This is a genomic window from Vibrio sp. L3-7, from assembly GCF_963898195.1.
Lineage (GTDB): Bacteria > Pseudomonadota > Gammaproteobacteria > Enterobacterales > Vibrionaceae > Vibrio > Vibrio echinoideorum.
The window spans coordinates 122216-140869 of the sequence record NZ_CAWQUW010000034.1 but is presented as its reverse complement, the minus strand read 5'-3'; the positions used below and the strand labels follow the sequence as shown (position 1 = coordinate 140869).

The window sequence follows — 18654 nt, the reverse complement described above, 5'->3', positions numbered from 1 at the left end:
TATCTCAAAAACTGAATCTTACTTATGCTTCAGATTTTTCTTTTTTAGCTTTTGGTGCTTTTACTTCAGCAGGCTTTTGGTCCGCTTTCTTAAGGATAACTGTAGTACCTTCGAAAGTTTCGCCTTCAACGTAAGGAGTACCGAAGTAAGAAGTTGTTAGTACTTCTTTAAGCTCAGTGATTAGAGGGTAACGTGGGTTAGCACCTGTACACTGGTCATCGAACGCTTCAACAGCTAACTCGTCTAGTTTCGCGATGAAATCAGATTCGTTAACACCCGCAGCTTGGATAGACAGTGGGATGTCTAGGTCAAGTTTAAGCTCTTCTAACCAAGTCAGTAGACGTTCAATCTTCTGAGCAGTACGGTCACCAGCTTGGCTTAGGCCTAGGTGGTCAGCAACTTCAGCGTAACGACGACGTGCTTGTGGACGGTCGTACTGAGAGAATGCAGTTTGCTTAGTTGGGTTGTCGTTCGCGTTGTAACGTACAGTGTTAGAAATCAACAATGCGTTCGCAAGGCCGTGTGGTAGGTGGAACTCAGCACCAAGTTTGTGAGCCATTGAGTGACACACACCTAGGAATGCGTTCGCAAATGCTACACCAGCGATAGTTGCTGCGTTGTGTACTTTTTCACGAGCGATTGGGTCAGCTGCACCATTTTTGTAGCTTGATGGCAGGTATTCTTTAAGCATCTTAAGAGCTTGAAGCGCTTGACCGTCTGAGTACTCGTTCGCAAGAACCGATACGTAAGCTTCAAGAGCGTGAGTTACTGCATCGTAACCACCGAACGCTGTTAGAGACTTAGGCATGTTCATTACTAAGTTCGCATCAACGATAGCCATGTTTGGCGTGATTTCGTAATCAGCTAGTGGGTACTTAGCACCAGTCTTGTCGTCTGTAACAACAGCGAATGGAGTAACTTCTGAACCAGTACCTGAAGTTGTAGTGATACATACAAGCTCAGCTTTTTGACCCATTTTAGGGAACTTGTAGATACGTTTACGGATGTCCATAAAGCGCATTGCTAGTTCTTCGAAGTGAGTTTCTGGGTGCTCGTACATAACCCACATGATCTTAGCAGCATCCATTGGAGAACCGCCACCTAGAGCAAGGATTACGTCAGGTTGGAAGCTCTTCATTGCTTCAGCGCCTTTCTCAACAACAGATAGTGTTGGATCCGCTTCTACGTCGAAGAAAGTTTGAACTTCGATGCCTTGTGCTTTAAGCAGGCTAACTACGTCATCTGCGTAACCGTTGTTGAATAGGAAACGGTCAGTTACTAGGAATGCGCGTTTCTTACCTTCTAGGTCGCCAAGAGCGATTGGAAGGCTACCACGACGGAAGTAGATAGACTTAGGTAGTTTGTGCCACAACATATTTTCAGCTCGCTTCGCTACAGTTTTCTTGTTGATAAGGTGCTTAGGACCTACGTTCTCAGAGATAGAGTTACCACCCCAAGAGCCACAACCAAGAGTTAGAGACGGTGCAACGTTGAAGTTGTACAGGTCACCGATACCACCGTGAGTAGTAGGGATGTTGATTAGGATACGTGCAGTTTTCATCTTGTCACCGAAGTAACGGATGCGGTCTGCATTAATATCTTGGTTAGTGTAAAGACCAGACGTGTGACCGATACCACCAATTTCAACCATTGTTACTGCTTGAGCAACTGCGTTCTCGAAAGAAGACGCGCGGAACATACCTAGAGTTGGAGACAGTTTCTCATGAGCGAATTCGTCGTCGTAAGATACTTCGCCAAGGCCTTCACCAACAAGAATCTTAGTATCAGCAGGAACTTTAACACCCGCCATTTCAGCGATTGCAGTTGCAGGTTGACCAACGATTTTCGCGTTTAGGTTGCCATCGATAAGAAGCACTTTACGAACTTTATCAGCGTCAGATTTGCTTAGTACGTGACCTTTGTGAGATGCGAAACGCTCTTTCACTTCGTCGTATACTTCATCCATTACGATTACAGCTTGCTCAGAGGCACATACTACGCCGTTATCGAATGTTTTAGACATAAGGATAGATGCTACAGCACGTTTAACGTCTGCTGTGTCATCGATAACTACAGGAACGTTACCAGCACCAACGCCGATAGCAGGCTTACCTGAAGAGTATGCTGCTTTAACCATGCCTGGACCACCAGTAGCAAGGATAAGCGCGATACCATCGTGCTTCATAAGCGCGTTAGAAAGCTCTACAGATGGTTGGTCGATCCAACCGATGATGTCTTTTGGAGCGCCCGCTTTTACTGCTGCTTCTAGAACGAGTTTCGCTGCATCGTTTGTAGAATTCTTTGCACGTGGGTGTGGCGAGAAGATGATGCCGTTACGTGTTTTAAGAGAGATTAGAGATTTGAAGATTGCTGTTGAAGTTGGGTTCGTTGTTGGAACGATACCACAGATGATACCTACAGGCTCAGCGATAGTCATTGTGCCTAGGTTGTCATCTTCTTCTAAGATGCCACATGTTTTTTCGTCTTTGTATTTGTTGTAGATAAATTCAGATGCAAAGTGGTTTTTGATAACCTTATCTTCAACAATACCCATTCCAGATTCAGCAACTGCTTGTTGTGCAAGTGGAATACGAGCATGGTTAGCTGCAAGAGAAGCTGCACGGAAGATTGCGTCTACTTTCTCTTGAGAGAATGTAGAGAATTCTTCTTGTGCTGCTTTAACACGTGCTACTAGAGCATCAAGTTCAGCTAAGTTAGTTACAGGCATGGTGGATCTCCTAAAATAATAAATATTAAAAACTTTTTATTAAATGCGCTGCTTGTTTCTAACCTAAATTAACAGCGTTCTTAGTAAATCGCTTTCAGGACTGAGTATATTATTTCACGGTGTGAAAAAAATTGACCCAGATCAGTTACCCAAAAAGAATTAACCAAAAAGTAGTAATGCAATCACAAAATTAACCTTAACATCATGATTTACATAGATTAAAATCACATTTTTCGATAGCGCAAAAAACAAACAAATAGACAAACTTTTTCTACAAAGCGTCACAACTTGTAAAAAAGTTTCATTTTTAGTCCGTTAAATTACATGTATACGGCTGTATTCGTGCTACTGAGAGTATATCCATAGTGTTGCACGGGCTAGATTCTGACATAATTTTTATTAATTTCGTGCGATGGTTAACACTTACTAAATAAGAAATTACAAAATGAAACACTAACAACTAGCTTGCAACAAGGCTTTTTAGAAAGTGAGGTTCAATTAGTTTTTCTAAAAAAAAGCCCCTATTTCACGTTAGTTTTTTTCATTCGTGCAATTTGGAATTGTCACTTACATTACGCATTCTGACTATTAACAGATCAGCACCTCACCCCTAAGAACGCTAACTGGAGACCGCTCTCATGCAAGGCTTAGAACTCGCAATTTTTATGCAATTCTTCCTTGGGCTTGTTGCCGCCGTAAACCCTATCGGCATCATGCCTGTTTTTGTATCTCTTACTGCTCATATGCCACCAGAAGAGAGGAACAGGACAGCCTTACAAGCCAACATTGCTGTTACCGTTATATTAATTGTGTCGCTTATTGCAGGACAAATGCTTCTGGACATGTTCAGCATCTCTCTCGATTCATTCCGTGTTGCAGGTGGACTGCTATTACTGAGCATCGCATTTTCGATGATGAGCGGTAAACTCGGTGAAGATAAGCAGAACAAACAAGAGAAATCTGAATACATTAGCAAAGAGCAAATTGGCGTAGTTCCACTAGCAATGCCTTTAATGGCAGGTCCTGGTGCAATCAGTTCGACCATTGTTTATGGTTCTCGCTACCCAGCCGCCATTGATACCGTAGGAATAGGCCTTAGTATTGTCGCGTTCGCAACGTGCTCTTGGCTTCTGTTTCGCTCTGCGCCCGTCATCGTTCGCTTTCTTGGCCAAACAGGAATTAACGTGATCACGCGTATCATGGGTTTGATTCTTGGCGCGCTAGGTATAGAGTTCATTGCTAACGGACTGCGTAACTTATTCCCTGGGTTAGCATAACGTTTAACTGTATTCTGCCTTTTTGAGATGGCAGTCGGCACAGAATATAATGAGGCGAGTGAAGCGAAATAGGCTTTAACTCGCCTCGTTATTATGAAGCTTGTATAATGACTGTTAAGAACTTTAACAGAAGATGAACCTCTCCTTATGTCACGTCAGCCTCTAAAGCATCATTTATACGTCATTATTTTTGGTACTCACACTCCAGCTGGACGTGCATTCGATATATCACTAATCGTTGCGATTGTGGTTTCACTTATTGTGCTTATCTTAGAGTCAATCCCTAGCGTGATGATCGAATGGTCACAGCAGCTACGTTACATCGAGTACAGCTTCACAGCACTATTCACACTAGAGTACTTATTAAGGCTTTATTGCTCTCCAAAACCGAAGTCTTACGCCACCAGCTTCTATGGTGTTGTTGACCTATTGGCGATTCTTCCGACCTACCTAGCGATCATCTTCCCTGGTGCTTCGTTTATGGGCGTTGTTAGGCTATTACGAGTCATGCGTATCTTCCGAATCCTAAAACTGGTTCGTTACCTACAAGATTCCAATATTTTGTTGCGCTCATTATTAATGGCAAGACGAAAGATACTCATATTCTTTAGCACAGTCGGTATCTTGGTGGTTATCTTCGGCGCTCTGATCTTTGTCATTGAAGGGCCAGAAAATGGCTTCACCAGTATTCCCCACAGTATTTATTGGGCAATCGTAACCATCACGACGGTTGGTTACGGTGACATGATCCCTCAAACCGCACTTGGTAAAGCGATCGCTTCGCTTACTATGCTGTTGGGTTACTCTATCTTAGCGGTACCGACAGGGATTATTACCGCAGAACTAAGCAATGAAATGAACTCACATAAAGAGCTGGTGAAGTGCCCCAACTGTAATCGAGCGGGCCATGATTCTGATGCTATGTATTGCAAACACTGTGCAAGTGAGCTGGCTGATCCTGACAAGCGCGTCGTAGCCAAAGACCCGGACTAAGCATCAAAGCAACTAATGCTCAAAAGTAAATGGCATCAAAAACAAAAAGCGTCCGATCATCAGACGCAAAAAAAGCGCCCTAGGGCGCTTCTTCATTAAATGTTATCAAAGACGAGGCGGTTACGCTTTCTCAGCTAGGATAATGCGTAAAGTACGACGTAATGGCTCTGCTGCGCCCCAAAGCAACTGGTCACCAACCGTAAACGCGTTTAGGAAGTCGTTACCCATAGACATCTTACGCAGACGACCGACTGGTACAGACATCGTGCCGGTTACTTTAGCTGGTGTGAGTTCTTGCGCAGTAATATCACGGTCATTAGGAACCACTTTAACCCAATCATTATGAGTCGCGATGATCTCTTCGATTTCGTCCATTGGAACGTCTTGCTTAAGCTTAATCGTTAATGCTTGAGCGTGACAACGCATTGCACCGATTCGAACACAAGTACCATCAATAGGGATTGGTTGACCATCTAGGCCAAGGATCTTGTTCGCTTCAACGCCTGCTTTCCACTCTTCTTTGCTTTGACCATTTTCGCGTTTCACATCGATCCAAGGAATCAACGAGCCCGCAAGAGGTGCTCCAAATTGATCAGTTGGAAATGAAGATGAACGAATGGTGTCTGCCACTTTTTTATCAATATCAAGAATTGAGCTTGAAGGGTTCGCTAACTCAGAGCTAACGCTATCGTTGATAACACCCATTTGTGAAATCAGTTCACGCATGTTCTTAGCACCAGCACCAGATGCTGCTTGATAAGTCATGGCGCTCATCCACTCAATCATGCCTTTCTCATATAGGCCACCCAGAGCCATAAGCATTAAGCTCACAGTACAGTTGCCGCCAACGAAAGTGTTAGTGCCACCGTGGATACCTTGCTGAATCTGAGCCAAGTTAACAGGATCAAGAGTGATGATTGAATCAGCGTCCATACGTAAGGTAGAAGCTGCATCAATCCAGTAACCTTTCCAACCTGCTTGACGCAGTGCTGGGTATACTTTTGATGTGTAGTCGCCACCTTGACAGGTAATCACGGCATCAAGCTGTTTTAGGCTATCAATATCAAAAGCGTCTTGAAGTAAACCCGCATCTTTACCACCTAAAACAGGGGCCGGAATACCAATCTGAGATGTGCTGTAATAAACAGGCTCAATTAGGTCGAAATCTTTCTCTTCAACCATACGTTGCATCAGTACAGAACCAACCATACCGCGCCAACCAACTAGACCTACTCTCATCGCTCACTCTCCATGTATAAATTAAAAATTGCTCTCCCCCATCTATAAGTTTTTCAGAAACAGAACTCAAGTGCTTTTTGTCAAAAAGTGTAACTTTTTCGTTTCTTTTAAGTGAACGCGATGAATCACGCAGTTATCTCTGTTGTTCATTCCGCCGCTTAGTCACTGATAAAACACCGACTATCGCCACATTCACACATTTACGGAGATGAACTGTTTGTTTTTCGTACAATTAAAACCTCGCCATAACAGTAATTACCACTATTTAACAAAGGTTAATCAGAATAATATTTTACACAACGAAAACAACGTGCGACAGAATTCAACATGTAACAATCATGAATTTAACAAATTTTCAGATTATGAAACCACGATTGATTGATTTAACAGTCAAATATCACAACTTAGACGTATTTTTTCGATATAATAAACTAATTACTGTAGTGTCCGTTTCGTACCACACACTATAACGAAGCACTATAAATGCTCGAAATAACAAGAGGCTTTTATGAAGCAGAGTAAAACTCGTCTACCGAACCTATTGCAGGTATTTATCGCGTTAGGACTATTTCTATCCCTTGCTTTTTCCTTTACTGCAAAGCTTGATCTTCCAATCCAACTTGCCTTGTACATTGGTTGGTTCATTATCATCGCTCTGGGTGTTCGTCTTGGTCACCAATACAAAGACTTAGAAAAAGCAGCACTCAACGGAATATCTAACGGTTTAGGCGCAGTTTTAATACTTTTAGCCGTTGGCGCTCTTGTTGGTACATGGATTTCTGGCGGGATCGTACCTACCATCATTTACTATGGTCTGAAAGCTATCCATCCTTCTATCTTCCTTTTAGCGACGATGATCATCTGTTCTTTAACAGCATTAGCGACTGGTACTTCTTGGGGTGCAGCGGGTACGGCTGGTATTGCAATGATGGGTATCGGCCAAGGTCTAGGTGTTCCAGCACCGATTACTGCAGGTGCAGTACTGTCAGGTTGTTACTTCGGTGACAAGATGTCCCCTCTTTCTGATTCTGTAATCCTTGCTTCATCCATGTCAGGTGTAGAAGTTGTTGAGCACATCAAAGGGATGCTGCCTGTTGCGCTAATCAGCTACGTTATTACTGGCATTATGTTTACCGCGTTCGGTTTCCACTACGCGGGCAACGTTGACATGAGCCAAGTAGACTCTGTAATCAAAGCAATGGAAGTTCAGTTCTACATCACGCCTTACTCTTTTGTTCCGGTACTGATCGTGCTTGGCTTATTAGCTTTCCGCATGCCTTCATTCCCTGTGATTAGCTTTGGTTCTCTGCTAGGTATTATCTGGGCAGTCATGATTCAAGAGATCGATTTCCTGACTGCATTCAACACCGCTTGGGCACCGTTCTCGATTTCATCGGGCGTAGAGTTCATCGATTCAATTCTTAACCGTGGCGGCATGTCTTCAATGCTTGGTTCGGTTGCGGTTATCGTGTTTGGTTTAGGTTTTGGTGGCTTGTTGGATAAAGTCGGCGTACTCGAGACTATCGCTAAAGTGTTCGAACGCCGTGTAAACAGCGCAGGCTCACTAGCAACTAGCACAATTGGTACGGCTTTCATGGGTAACGTATTCGGTTCAGCGATGTACGTATCGTTAATCCTTACGCCAAAAATCTGTGCGAAAAACTACGATCGCTTAGGCTACAAGCGTAAGAACCTTTCTCGTAACGCCGAGTTTGGTGGAACGTTGACTTCAGGTATGGTGCCTTGGAGTGATAACGGGATCTACATGGCAAGCATTCTGGGTGTTGCGACACTGTCTTACGCCCCGTTCATGTGGTTGAGCTTTATCTGTATCATCGTGACCATCGTAACCTCTTATATGGGTTGGTTCGTTGATAAGTGTGAGCCAACAGCACCAGCGCTTCAAACTGAAGATGCGACAGAGTTTACTAAGCAACAAGCGTAAACATAACGTGTAACGAAACAAAAAAGTTAACGATATAAATGCAAAAAAAGAGCGCCCTAGAGCGCTCTTTTTTTATTTATTGGCGGTTCGTTTACCCAACCAATACCCAATTCCTAGCGGTGCAAAGAACACCACTAAGATAAACAAGATGAAGTAGATAATCAGACCTTTGATTAACTCCATCAGCTTATCTATCGCGAGAACAACCACTTCTTGAGAAACGCGGTCGAGGTCTTGAGTGAATAATTCTCTTTCTGATGAAACAATACCTGCAATTTCGATGCGTTCTTTTTCAATCATTTGTACTAGAGCTTCTCTCTCTCGAGTGACCATTTTTTCCAATGCCACACGTTCTTCACTGAGTATCTCCAACTTCTGGTCTGTTTTATCGCTAAGATCATTCAGTAGCGGCTGCATTTCTGTTGACATAATAGAAGCCAGCGTTTGCATGTACTCTGGGTTATTTTCAATAAAGTCCTGCATGCTTGCTGATGTTTGACGAAGACTTTCCAGCGTCATAGACAAGTCTTCACCCGATAGTGAGCTATTTAAGGCCACGAGCTCCGCTTTCCACGACATAAGTTTTGGTGTTTGATCCGCCATTAAGCTTAAACGATCCGATGCATCGCTCATCGCTTCCGGCATAGTTCCTAAGCTCTGAACGACTTGCAATTCATCTTTACCTAGATAAGTTAACCATTCGCGGTAAGCCGGTGTGCTTCTGAACGTGAGATCTTTAAATGGATGGCTCATTGCAAACTGCGTAACGAATTCTTTGCTCTTGCTGAAATCACTGGAGCTCAGTACGCCCTTTGCTAGCTTCTCTGCTTCTTGATCAAGAAAAAGAGCCGTTTCTGCAGCATGATCTGTCGTGAATAGTTCAGCGCCATCACCTAACGTGTAAAACTGATGCATTTGAGCGCTAAACACCCACGAGTCGATTAACGCTGACATAGGTGAAGTTTGGTAAGCGGCTTGCTGTAAGCCCTGTTCTGCATGGATCTTCCAAAGCAGAACATAAGATTGATGTGAAGTATCATCAGCAGGGTAAGATTGCGCGATCAAATCCGCCGAGTCTTCTACTCTCGTAAAAAACATCTTGGCGTATTCACGCGTCATAATTCGAGCGTTCAGCTCTTGTTGAGTGAGAGGTGTAGACTGACTATCTAACTTAACTTCTAATAGAGAACAACCACTTAGCACAACGCTAAGCAACAACACCATCCAACTTCGACTCGAAACCCGTAACATATGAACCCCTGACAAAAACTAAGGGCGCGGATTGTATGAGTACTTCGTCAGAGTAGTGTCAAAATTCCCATTAAAGTTAGTGTCGACTAGCTAAATATTCGTAAGCAGCATCAACAGAAGCTTTTATTGCTAACTCTAATTCTTCTAAATCGTGTTCACTAATGGCTTTAGACTGTTTCATGGTCATTTCTATGCTCGCAGCAATAATGGCCAATCTAGATGCTTTAATACTACCAGCAACACCTTTTAAGCTATGTACGATACGAGCGGCTGAGATTTCATCTTTGACCAACAAAGACTTAAACTTAGTGTAATCATCGGCATGATCTTGTACAAAGACTCCAAGCAATAGCTCCACAGAATCAGCATCACCATCGAGCGTTTCTAACATATCTTCGATATCAATAGCAGGCTTTGAATCCGTCACACTGATGATGTGTTTCTCAGACACTGGTAACTCTTCAAAATTTGTCTGACTTGTGGCACTCATTGCTAAGACATTTGTTTCTAAATTAGCGTTTGGAGTTGTTAAATTAGCGCTTTGATTTGTTGGATTAGAGCTCTGTTGCGATTGTATATCGGGGTGTTGATTGAATGACGTTTTTTCCTGTACGAAAGAATCGTGAGCAGATTGTTTGGTGGCCGAAGAAGTGGCGTTCTTACTAGACTCTCTAAGTGACTGTCCCTCTGTACCCGAAACTGGTGTGACATCTTCCTTATTGGAATCGGTCTCAGGGTTCCGACCTGGACTTTCATCTGCTTCTTGCACCACTTTTTTAGCGCTAGCGCCCCACACAACCAAGGTTATCATTGCCACCAAGCTTAAACCTAGCATTACAACTAAAAGGTTAAATTGACGGTCATGAAATTCAGCTTCGAGTTTAATGATTTGTTCGTTAACCGAGTTTTTCTTAATCTTATCGACCAAATAATTGAGCTGAGCGTAATCACCAAACAAAGCTGAAGCATCCGCCAACAGTTGTTGGATTGCATCTTGCTCTTCAGCTTTTAATGAATAAGATTGATCAAGAATAGAATCAAAGGCTCTATAAGTGGCTGATGAGCTTTGACTGTCGGAATACATTGCTTCAAAAACCACAACTCCGAATTCGTTTAGCAGCGGTTTTAGCTTGGGAGAAAGGCTACTGTCTGCGCGTAATATTTTGATGTTATCGACAATGTCTTGAACCTGGCTTTCTATCGGAATGAACTCGTCAAATTTCTCTAGAAATTGATCGGCGACATAAAGTAATTGGTTCACATCGGGGCGAAACAAGGCATGTTGAAAATCAGACTCAATCTGCAATCTGATTGAGTAAACCAGTTGAGCATCAAGTGCTAAGTCATTGATTCGAGAAACTCGTAGTGGCTCAGAAAAATAAAGCGATTGCCTCAATTCATTAACGCGAATACCAAGTTCTTCAATTTGAGCAAGAGAATTAGTGTAGGAACGGCTTAGATTCAGAAGCGCCAATGAAGGAAGTAACCATAGAGCCAGGAGCACAACCAAGAAAGTTGCTGGTTTTTTAAAGCGATTGGGCTTTGCTACTGATTGTTCCATCTATATTCCTTGTGCGTATCGGCTTTAAGCCATTATCTTTGGCTAAGCACAAATCAAGCGACAACATCCTGCTGCCGCTCTTCGCCATTAACTCAGGACTATGACTTATTACGAGTCAGTTGGTCACGTAAGTTAGGTGGTGTGCCTTTAATAGTTAGTGTGTCTGTCTCCGGATCGTAAAAGATACGTTCACCAAGAAGCAGACTATCAAAACTAACATTCAAACCGCCACCAGCACCAACAAATTTTGTTAGTTTACGCATAGTTGCGCGATCTGCTGGGAAACTTTCTTCTAACTCGTAGCCTTGCTCACTAGTATAGTCAAGGAAGCTAGTGCCATCAGTGCTTGCTGGTAATTCTCCAGAAAGTTCACGAACTTGAACCTCATCACCTGCTTTTAGCTGTTCGTTGCAGTAATCTGCAACCTGCTTTTTATAGCTAATCGCTTCTTCTTTCTCTAACTTAGAATCAGAAACAAAATCTTCTACCGCTTGCATCAACACTTGGTTCTGTTGCTTAGCATCTAGACCGACTTCTGCTTGAAGAAAATCTAAGAAGAAATCCGCGACTTTACGGCCAACACGTCCTTTAATATAAGTAAGGTAACGATTCGACTCTTTGTCTGTATCGTATGTTGAAAGGTCAAGGCGCGCTACGATGTCCATCTTTGAAATATCAAGGTAGTCAGTCGCACTAATGTCTAGACCTTCTGTTACTTTCAAACTTTGGTTCGAAGGCAACAAGCCAATGAAAAGGTAATCTGTTGCCAGTGATTGGTATTCAGCTAGCACCAACGTGCCTTCATCAGCAAAAGGATACTTTGAAAGCTCATCTTTTAGACGTAGCGCACTTTTTTGAGAGAAATCATAAAAACTTTGCTCTCCCGCTCGAAATTCATGCAACGACTGCTGGAATTCGCTGTCGGATTTGAAAGAACCAAACCCTTTGCCTGCTTTTGAGTTGAATACTCGGTGAAGCTCAGCCACTAGGCTTTCAGACGAAGCATCGTTAGCTAGAGATTCAGCACGATAGTTAACAATCAGTTCTTCCTGATCGTTCTTGCTTAACTGGTGTAAAATTACGTTGGAAAGGTGAAGGCTCATAGTGAAAATATTACCGTTCAGGTTTCAGTTGTCATGCATAGTAGGTTATCATAAGCCGCTTTTACTATCATTATTAGAGTCCTTATGCCGATTATATCTAAATACACAGATACACAAGTTGAAAAAATCCTAGCTGAAGTGGGTGCAGTACTATCTAAGCACAAAGCTTCACCAGAACTTTCACTGATGATCGCTGGAAATATCGCAACCAATGTCTTAAATCAGAACGTTGCTGCTTCACAACGCAAAGGAATTGCTGAAAAATTTGCAGAGGCTTTAATTTCTTCTCTTGAAGATAAAAAGTCTCACTAAATTTGATTGACGGATAAAAGAATTATAAATGGTAGACAGCGCAAACTCATATAGCGATCGTGTATCTCGACTGGTTGGTTGGGGTCATTGGTTTGCATTTTTCAACATCATTGCGGCGATGTTGATCGGTACTCGTTATATTACTCAATCGGCTTGGCCAGAAACCCTGCTGGGTCAATTCTATTTGGCCGCATCATGGGTTGGTCATTTTGGCTTTTTAGTCTTCGCTCTCTATCTATTAGTGCTGTTCCCACTCACTTTTGTTCTTCCGTCGAGGAAGTTATTACGCTTGGTTGCCGTTTGCTTTGCGACCATAGGTTTAACTGTCCTATTGATTGATACCCAAACGTATCAAAATATAAACCTCCACCTAACGCCTGTCGTATGGGAGGTTTTATTCAGTGGGGAGGAATCTGCATTTACTTCTGATTTGCAGCACCTCTTCATTGTTATGCCGCTAATCTTCTTATTACAGTTAGGCCTATCTGAATGGGTCTGGCGTAAACAACGTAAACTGTCTCATAAACACATCGGCCGACCAATTACGGCAGTCTTCTTTTTGTGTTTCATCAGTAGCCACCTTACTTATATGTGGGCTGATGCGTTTTTCTATAATCCAATTACAAGCCAAAAAGCCAACTTCCCACTGTCTTACCCAATGACAGCGAAAAGCTTTATGGAAAAACATGGCCTATTAGACCGTGAAGAGTATCTGCAGCGCTTAGAAGCCAACAAAGAAAACGTAAACTTAGTTAGCTATCCGCTCGAAAAAATTCAATACAATCGACGCAGTGATGATCTAAACATCTTGATGGTGAGCGTAAATAACCTGCGTTCTGATGCATTAAACGCGACAGCAATGCCTAATAGCTATGCTTTCTCGCAACAAGCGATCAACTTTACCAATCACTACAGCTCTAGTAACGATATGTTTGGTATTTTTGGCTTGTTCTATGGGCTACCAAGCAGCTACTCAAGCAGCATCAGAGAACAAGGCTCAAGCGCCGTTTTATTCGATGTATTGGACAATCATAATTATAAGTTTGCGGCGTTCAGCGGTGATAACTTCGACGATCCACTGTACTCGGAAATCATTTTCCGTGGCCGTGATATGATGACAGAGCATGCCACTTACGATGACCAAAGTGCTATTCAAGCTTGGTCTGATTGGGTGCAATTACCAACAACTAAAGGCCCTTGGTTCAATTTTATCGAGCTTACTACGCTGGATAACTTCTCGAATTACGATTCAAGTTCTGCTACTGAGTTGAGTACTGAAGAGCGCTTTGCTGCTGATTACGAAAAATCAGCACAAGCGGCTGACAACCAACTGGCTACTATTTATGCTGAGTTAGAACGTTTAAAACTTAGCGATAATACCGTCGTCATCATTACTTCGAATCACGGCACTGAATTTAACGAAACCAAGACCAACAGCTGGGGCGCAAACTCTAACTACAGTCGCTACCAGTTGCAGGTTCCTTTGTTTATTAGCTGGCCTGGTAAATCTGCCTCGGAATACACACATCGTTCAAGCCACTTGGATGTATCTGTTACACTAATGCAAGAACTGCTGGGTGTATCTTCGAACCCAACGGATTTCAGTAGTGGCCGCAGTCTGTTTGATGAGCGCAAGAGAAAGTGGATACTAGCGGGCGATTCTCGTGAACTAGCTCTTGTTACCAGCAAGCAAACAACAGTGCTCGATAAGTTTGGCAACTACAAACTGTACGACGAGAATTATAAGCGTCTAAAAGATGTAAGCCCTCGCTTACCAGTATTAATGCAAGGCCTAACTGAGCTGCAGCGTTTTTACACAAAAAATGACTAAATGATCATCTATTAGAAAAGGGAAGCAAAATGCTTCTCTTTTTTATTGCCACTAATGACTAGAAAACAAGCAACCAAACAAGATTATGATAATTAAGGGTTTACAAGCCACTCTCCCCCTTATATTATTCACGCCACTGGAGGGATGGCTGAGTGGTCGAAAGCACCGGTCTTGAAAACCGGCAACCGTTAATAGCGGTTCTAGGGTTCAAATCCCTATCCCTCCACCACATTAAAGAAAGCCGCTGAGAAATCAGCGGCTTTTTTGTATCTAGCGTACAATCAATCGCGTCTAAGATCTGATCATTCACAATCCCTAGGTCGTTGTTGCGTTATCTAGTTTAAAGGCATAGTGGACAGGCTCTCATATCATAAGCACCATTGCCACACACCCAATCATACTTCGGAGAGTTTGTTTCAGTAAGTTTGGGAGCACTGACCCGTACCATCAATTCAGAACATCGAGTTAAACGACGTTCATCTAGGATCGAAATGGCGAGTCCATTGCAGACTCATTCCTAAGCCTTTTGACTTTAACAAACTCGATTTTTGCTCAAATCCAACCTATTCGAACCTAACGACCTAACGACCTAGCGCTCTGACTTTAACTCTAACTCTAACTCTAACTCGATATGTACCTATTTTATAGGATGGTTACCAACACTCTAGGATTCAGGCTACACCTTGATTTCGCTGCACCTTTATACGATTTACACGTTCGAGTATTGTTGACTCCAGTTATTTGAAGTGGGGAGTTCCTGTATCTTCAAAGACAAACGTTTAAAGTGTTGCTTTGAACTGCTCTAAAAGTTCTTTTTGTTGATCCGTTAATTGGGTCGGTGTATCTACGTGAATGCTGACCAATAAATCGCCGGTGACACCTTTACGGTCGGTAACACCTCTACCTGAAATTTTAAATTTGCGTCCGCTCTGTGTGCCTGCGGGCATTTTAAGTTTAAATTTATTGTCGAATACATTGACTTCAACTTCGCCACCGAGTGCCGCAGTTACCATATCAATATGGCTAGTACAGATTAGATTGTTTTCTTCTCTTTTTAATACTGGGTGGGGGCGCGTTTTTATGACGATTAACAAATCACCCGCGGGTCCACCGTTAGCACTAAGTCCGCCTTTTCCAGAAAATCGGATTTTTTCTCCGTCTTTTATCCCAGCAGGAATCTTAACGTTAATCTTCTTTTGCTGCCCATTCATTGGCAGTTCAACGATTTTGTCAGTCCCTTTTACCGCGTCAACAAAATCAACGGTCAGATTGAACTCAAGATCTTGCCCTTTTCTAGGACGCGCGCGACCACCGCCTCTTGCTTGTGAAAAGATATCTTCAAAACCACCGAAGCCACCACCGCTAAAACCTTGATTTTGTTGTCTGAACCCACCACCAAACATATCTTCAAAGCCACCCTGGGCAGAGTGTTGTTGGCGCTGACCAGAACCGCTGTTGTCAAACGCAGCATGACCAAATCTATCGTACTCTTGACGTTTTTCTACGTTGGTTAAAATCTCGTATGCTTCTTTAACTTCTTTAAAGCTCTCTTCTGCGCGCGCATCATCTGGATTTTTATCCGGATGATATTTCATGGCGAGTTTCTTATAAGCTTTCTTGATTTCTTTTTTCGAGGAAGACTTAGAGACACCTAACACTTCATAATAATCTCTTTTGGACATGCTCTTTTTCTCACTAAATAGACGAAAAAAGGGCGCTCGAGTGACCTCTAACGCGCTAAATAATACTGCAATGGTATTCTTCCAAAATGAAGAGCTCAACTGTTTCTTAAAGTAAGTTCACAGTTGAGCTCTTTGTTATTTCATTTCTTCAAAGTCAGCTTCAACTACACCATCATCTACGTTTGACTGTGCGTCGTTCGCATTTGATTGTGCTTGTTGTTGAGTATGTTCTGTTAATTTTTTCACTGCAGCAGTAAGAGCTTGCGTTTTGCTATCAATAGCTTCTTTGTCATCCAAAGTACATGCATTTTCAAGTTCTGATATCGCTGTTTCGATCTGTTGTTTATCATCAGCAGCCAGGCTTGAGCCTACTTCTTCTAATTGCTTGCGAGTAGCATGAATTAATTGGTCCGCTTGGTTTCGAGCAACAACTAAATCTTCGAATTTTTTATCCGCTTCTTTATTTGCTTCTGCTTCTTGAACCATTTTCTCAATCTCAGCATCACTCAAACCACCAGAAGCTTGAATAGTGATTTTTTGCTCTTGACCCGTTAGCTTGTCTGTCGCAGACACATTTAAAATGCCATCAGCATTCAAATCAAAGGTCACTTCAATTTGAGGTAAACCACGAGGTGCAGATTGAATACCTTCTAGGTTAAATTGTCCTAAAGATTGATTTAATCCAGCTTGTTTACGCTCGCCTTGTAAGACATGAATCGTCACTGCGCTTTGGTTATCTTCCGCTGTAGAGAATATTTGATTCGCTTTTGTTGGAATTGTTGTGTTTTTCTCTACTAGTTTGGTCATCACTCCGCCCATGGTTTCTATACCAAGAGATAGCGGCGTAACGTCCAGTAACAATACATCTTTAACATCACCTACAAGTATGCCACCTTGTACAGCTGCACCCATAGCAACGGCTTCATCAGGGTTAACATCTTTGCGTGGCTCTTTGCCGAAGAATTCTGTTACCTTTTTTTGCACCATCGGCATGCGTGTTTGACCGCCCACCAAAATGACATCATCAATATCAGATATAGAAAGTTCAGCATCTGCCAAAGCAACCTTCAATGGTTCTAAAGAACGTTGCACAAGGTCATCAACAAGTGATTCCAACTTAGAACGTGTTACTTTTACGTTCATATGTTTAGGCCCTGAAGCATCAGCAGTAACATAAGGAAGATTCACATCTGTTTGCTGAGTTGAAGACAGTTCAATCTTTGCTTTTTCAGCCGCTTCTTTGACACGCTGCATGGCTAGAGGATCATTCTTAAGATCAATACCCTGTTCTTTTTTGAATTCATTAACCAAGTAATTAATCATTCTGTTATCGAAGTCTTCACCACCTAGATGAGTGTCACCATTTGTCGCAAGCACTTCGAAGGTTTTTTCGCCATCAGCTTCATCAATCTCAATGATTGAAATATCAAATGTACCACCGCCCAAGTCATAAACTGCAACGGTGCGGTCACCTTCGTTTTTATCAAGACCGTATGCTAGTGCAGCTGCTGTTGGCTCGTTAATAATACGTTTAACTTCTAAACCAGCGATACGACCTGCATCTTTTGTTGCTTGACGCTGTGCATCGTTAAAATAGGCAGGGACTGTGATAACCGCGCCAGTAACCTTCTCACCTAGGAAGTCTTCCGCTGATTTCTTCATTTTCTTTAGAATTTCAGCTGAAACTTGAGATGCAGACATTGATTGACCTTTTGCTTCAACCCACGCGTCACCATTCTCCGCTTCTACGATTTTATAAGGCATGATTTCAATATCACGCTGCACTTCTTTATCTTTGAAGCGACGTCCAATCAGACGCTTAATTGCAAACAATGTGTTTTCAGGGTTGGTTACAGCTTGACGCTTTGCTGGTTGACCAACCAATGTCTCACCATCGGTATACCCTACAACAGATGCTGTTGTACGTTCGCCCTCTGCATTTTCGATAATACGAGGTGTCTCTCCATCTAATACAGAAACACAAGAGTTAGTTGTACCTAAATCGATGCCAATAATTTTACTCATAATAATACCCTTATTAATTTGCATAAGATTTCTTGTGCAAATTTTAAAACTTTGAGTTTGATTTCGGAAAATCAAAATTCATTCTGCTTATTTCTAATTAATATATTGAGTAATGACGATCGAGAACCAATGAGTAAAGCCTCATTGAATGTTCATCATTCTTCTCATCGCAAAACACGAACTACAAAAGAGGCAGTACCTCTACGTAATTAAGCGAGCAAGGTTACCTAAATCAGCCTATCGCCCTGTGTTGATGAGAAGAAGTTTAAGTAAGCAGGAAAGGAAAATCATAATGTAACCGTAAAGTATCAATAACCCCTGAAAAACCCCTTATAAACAGGTGCTTAATCAGGATTGTTTATAATTATTTTATGCCGTTTTAGCATTGTTTTATGAGTTCTTAATAACAGAAGAGGTGAAGTTATCAAGTTTGATTGAGTATCAAGAAGGGGAATCAAATGAAAAAAATCCAGAGGCTTCATCGAAGTCTCTGGATTTTTAAATTTGGCTTGAGCGCTGCTTGAATTAAGCGTTTTCTTGCTTAGTCTCTTGCTGCTCTGCTTGTTTCTTTTGTTCAGCTTCATTTGCTTTTTCTTCGTGGTTTGAACCACCACATCCGCCACAACAGCTCATAATCATGTTCTCTTTGGTTGTATTTAAGTAACTCAGTAAGGTCATAATATTAAAGATGCATTTTAAATGCAACT

General features: G+C 42.2%; 11 protein-coding genes, 1 tRNA gene and 2 pseudogenes. 6 read left to right on the top strand and 8 right to left on the bottom strand.

Translation table 11 applies throughout. The features are described from left to right. Window positions 1-22: 22 nt before the first annotated feature. Window positions 23-2728, bottom strand: coding sequence for a bifunctional acetaldehyde-CoA/alcohol dehydrogenase (adhE, locus tag AACW75_RS18675; protein WP_017076190.1), 2706 nt, complete (start codon window positions 2726-2728; stop codon window positions 23-25). A gap of 638 nt (window positions 2729-3366) precedes the next feature. Here adhE and AACW75_RS18670 point away from each other — a divergent pair. Both AACW75_RS18670 and AACW75_RS18665 read left to right on the top strand, forming a co-directional pair. Next, the gene (locus AACW75_RS18670; RefSeq protein WP_017076191.1) at window positions 3367-4005 is read left to right on the top strand and encodes a YchE family NAAT transporter; all 639 of its coding nucleotides are present in this window, start codon (window positions 3367-3369) and stop codon (window positions 4003-4005) included. A gap of 147 nt (window positions 4006-4152) precedes the next feature. After that, window positions 4153-4998: an ion transporter gene (locus AACW75_RS18665; protein ID WP_017076192.1), complete on the top strand. Its 846-nt coding sequence runs from the start codon at window positions 4153-4155 to the stop codon at window positions 4996-4998. 120 nt (window positions 4999-5118) lie between these two features. Here AACW75_RS18665 and asd read toward each other — a convergent pair whose 3' ends face one another. Further along, window positions 5119-6237, bottom strand: coding sequence for an aspartate-semialdehyde dehydrogenase (gene asd / locus AACW75_RS18660; RefSeq protein WP_017076193.1), 1119 nt, complete (start codon window positions 6235-6237; stop codon window positions 5119-5121). A 508-nt stretch (window positions 6238-6745) separates the two neighbouring features. Between asd and nhaC the strand changes: the two genes are divergently transcribed. Next, window positions 6746-8182 carry a Na+/H+ antiporter NhaC gene (nhaC, locus tag AACW75_RS18655; protein WP_102551917.1) on the top strand — a complete coding sequence of 479 codons (1437 nt, stop codon included), beginning with the start codon at window positions 6746-6748 and terminating at the stop codon, window positions 8180-8182. A 72-nt stretch (window positions 8183-8254) separates the two neighbouring features. Here nhaC and AACW75_RS18650 read toward each other — a convergent pair whose 3' ends face one another. The 4 genes and pseudogenes from AACW75_RS18650 to yejK form a co-directional block, all read right to left on the bottom strand. Then, a complete protein-coding gene (locus AACW75_RS18650; RefSeq protein WP_145566177.1) occupies window positions 8255-9433 on the bottom strand; it encodes a chemotaxis protein in 1179 nt (392 codons plus the stop codon). 76 nt (window positions 9434-9509) lie between these two features. Then, window positions 9510-9908 (bottom strand): annotated as a pseudogene (locus AACW75_RS26590) (Hpt domain-containing protein); the annotation flags it as partial. 275 nt (window positions 9909-10183) lie between these two features. Further along, window positions 10184-10994, bottom strand: a pseudogene (locus AACW75_RS26585) (Hpt domain-containing protein); the annotation flags it as partial. Window positions 10995-11092: 98 nt separating this feature from the next. After that, window positions 11093-12097, bottom strand: a complete 1005-nt coding sequence (yejK, locus tag AACW75_RS18640; protein ID WP_017076197.1) for a nucleoid-associated protein YejK — start codon at window positions 12095-12097, stop codon at window positions 11093-11095. An 84-nt stretch (window positions 12098-12181) separates the two neighbouring features. Here yejK and AACW75_RS18635 point away from each other — a divergent pair, with 84 nt between their 5' ends. The 3 genes from AACW75_RS18635 (at window position 12182) to AACW75_RS18625 (ending at window position 14469) form a co-directional block, all read left to right on the top strand. Next, window positions 12182-12409, top strand: coding sequence for a YejL family protein (locus AACW75_RS18635; protein ID WP_017076198.1), 228 nt, complete (start codon window positions 12182-12184; stop codon window positions 12407-12409). A gap of 28 nt (window positions 12410-12437) precedes the next feature. Then, a complete protein-coding gene (locus AACW75_RS18630) occupies window positions 12438-14240 on the top strand; it encodes a DUF3413 domain-containing protein (protein WP_145570894.1) in 1803 nt (600 codons plus the stop codon). 138 nt (window positions 14241-14378) lie between these two features. After that, window positions 14379-14469: transfer RNA gene (locus AACW75_RS18625), tRNA-Ser, on the top strand. 550 nt (window positions 14470-15019) lie between these two features. Here the strand turns inward: AACW75_RS18625 and AACW75_RS18620 are convergent. Further along, a complete protein-coding gene (locus AACW75_RS18620) occupies window positions 15020-15922 on the bottom strand; it encodes a DnaJ C-terminal domain-containing protein (protein WP_145570926.1) in 903 nt (300 codons plus the stop codon). Window positions 15923-16057: 135 nt separating this feature from the next. Next, complete coding sequence (gene dnaK / locus AACW75_RS18615) at window positions 16058-17947, bottom strand: molecular chaperone DnaK (RefSeq protein WP_145570892.1); 1890 nt, start codon at window positions 17945-17947, stop codon at window positions 16058-16060. Window positions 17948-18654: the final 707 nt, after the last annotated feature.

Excerpts from the sequence above, each read along its gene's own strand:
- adhE (WP_017076190.1), bottom strand. The coding sequence starts at position 2,728 with ATGCCTGTAACTAACTTAGCTGAACTTGATGCTCTAGTAGCACGTGTT.
- AACW75_RS18670 (WP_017076191.1), top strand. The coding sequence starts at position 3,367 with ATGCAAGGCTTAGAACTCGCAATTTTTATGCAATTCTTCCTTGGGCTT.
- AACW75_RS18665 (WP_017076192.1), top strand. The coding sequence starts at position 4,153 with ATGTCACGTCAGCCTCTAAAGCATCATTTATACGTCATTATTTTTGGT.
- asd (WP_017076193.1), bottom strand. The coding sequence starts at position 6,237 with ATGAGAGTAGGTCTAGTTGGTTGGCGCGGTATGGTTGGTTCTGTACTG.
- nhaC (WP_102551917.1), top strand. The coding sequence starts at position 6,746 with ATGAAGCAGAGTAAAACTCGTCTACCGAACCTATTGCAGGTATTTATC.
- AACW75_RS18650 (WP_145566177.1), bottom strand. The coding sequence starts at position 9,433 with ATGTTACGGGTTTCGAGTCGAAGTTGGATGGTGTTGTTGCTTAGCGTT.
- yejK (WP_017076197.1), bottom strand. The coding sequence starts at position 12,097 with ATGAGCCTTCACCTTTCCAACGTAATTTTACACCAGTTAAGCAAGAAC.
- AACW75_RS18635 (WP_017076198.1), top strand. The coding sequence starts at position 12,182 with ATGCCGATTATATCTAAATACACAGATACACAAGTTGAAAAAATCCTA.
- AACW75_RS18630 (WP_145570894.1), top strand. The coding sequence starts at position 12,438 with ATGGTAGACAGCGCAAACTCATATAGCGATCGTGTATCTCGACTGGTT.
- AACW75_RS18620 (WP_145570926.1), bottom strand. The coding sequence starts at position 15,922 with ATGTCCAAAAGAGATTATTATGAAGTGTTAGGTGTCTCTAAGTCTTCC.
- dnaK (WP_145570892.1), bottom strand. The coding sequence starts at position 17,947 with ATGAGTAAAATTATTGGCATCGATTTAGGTACAACTAACTCTTGTGTT.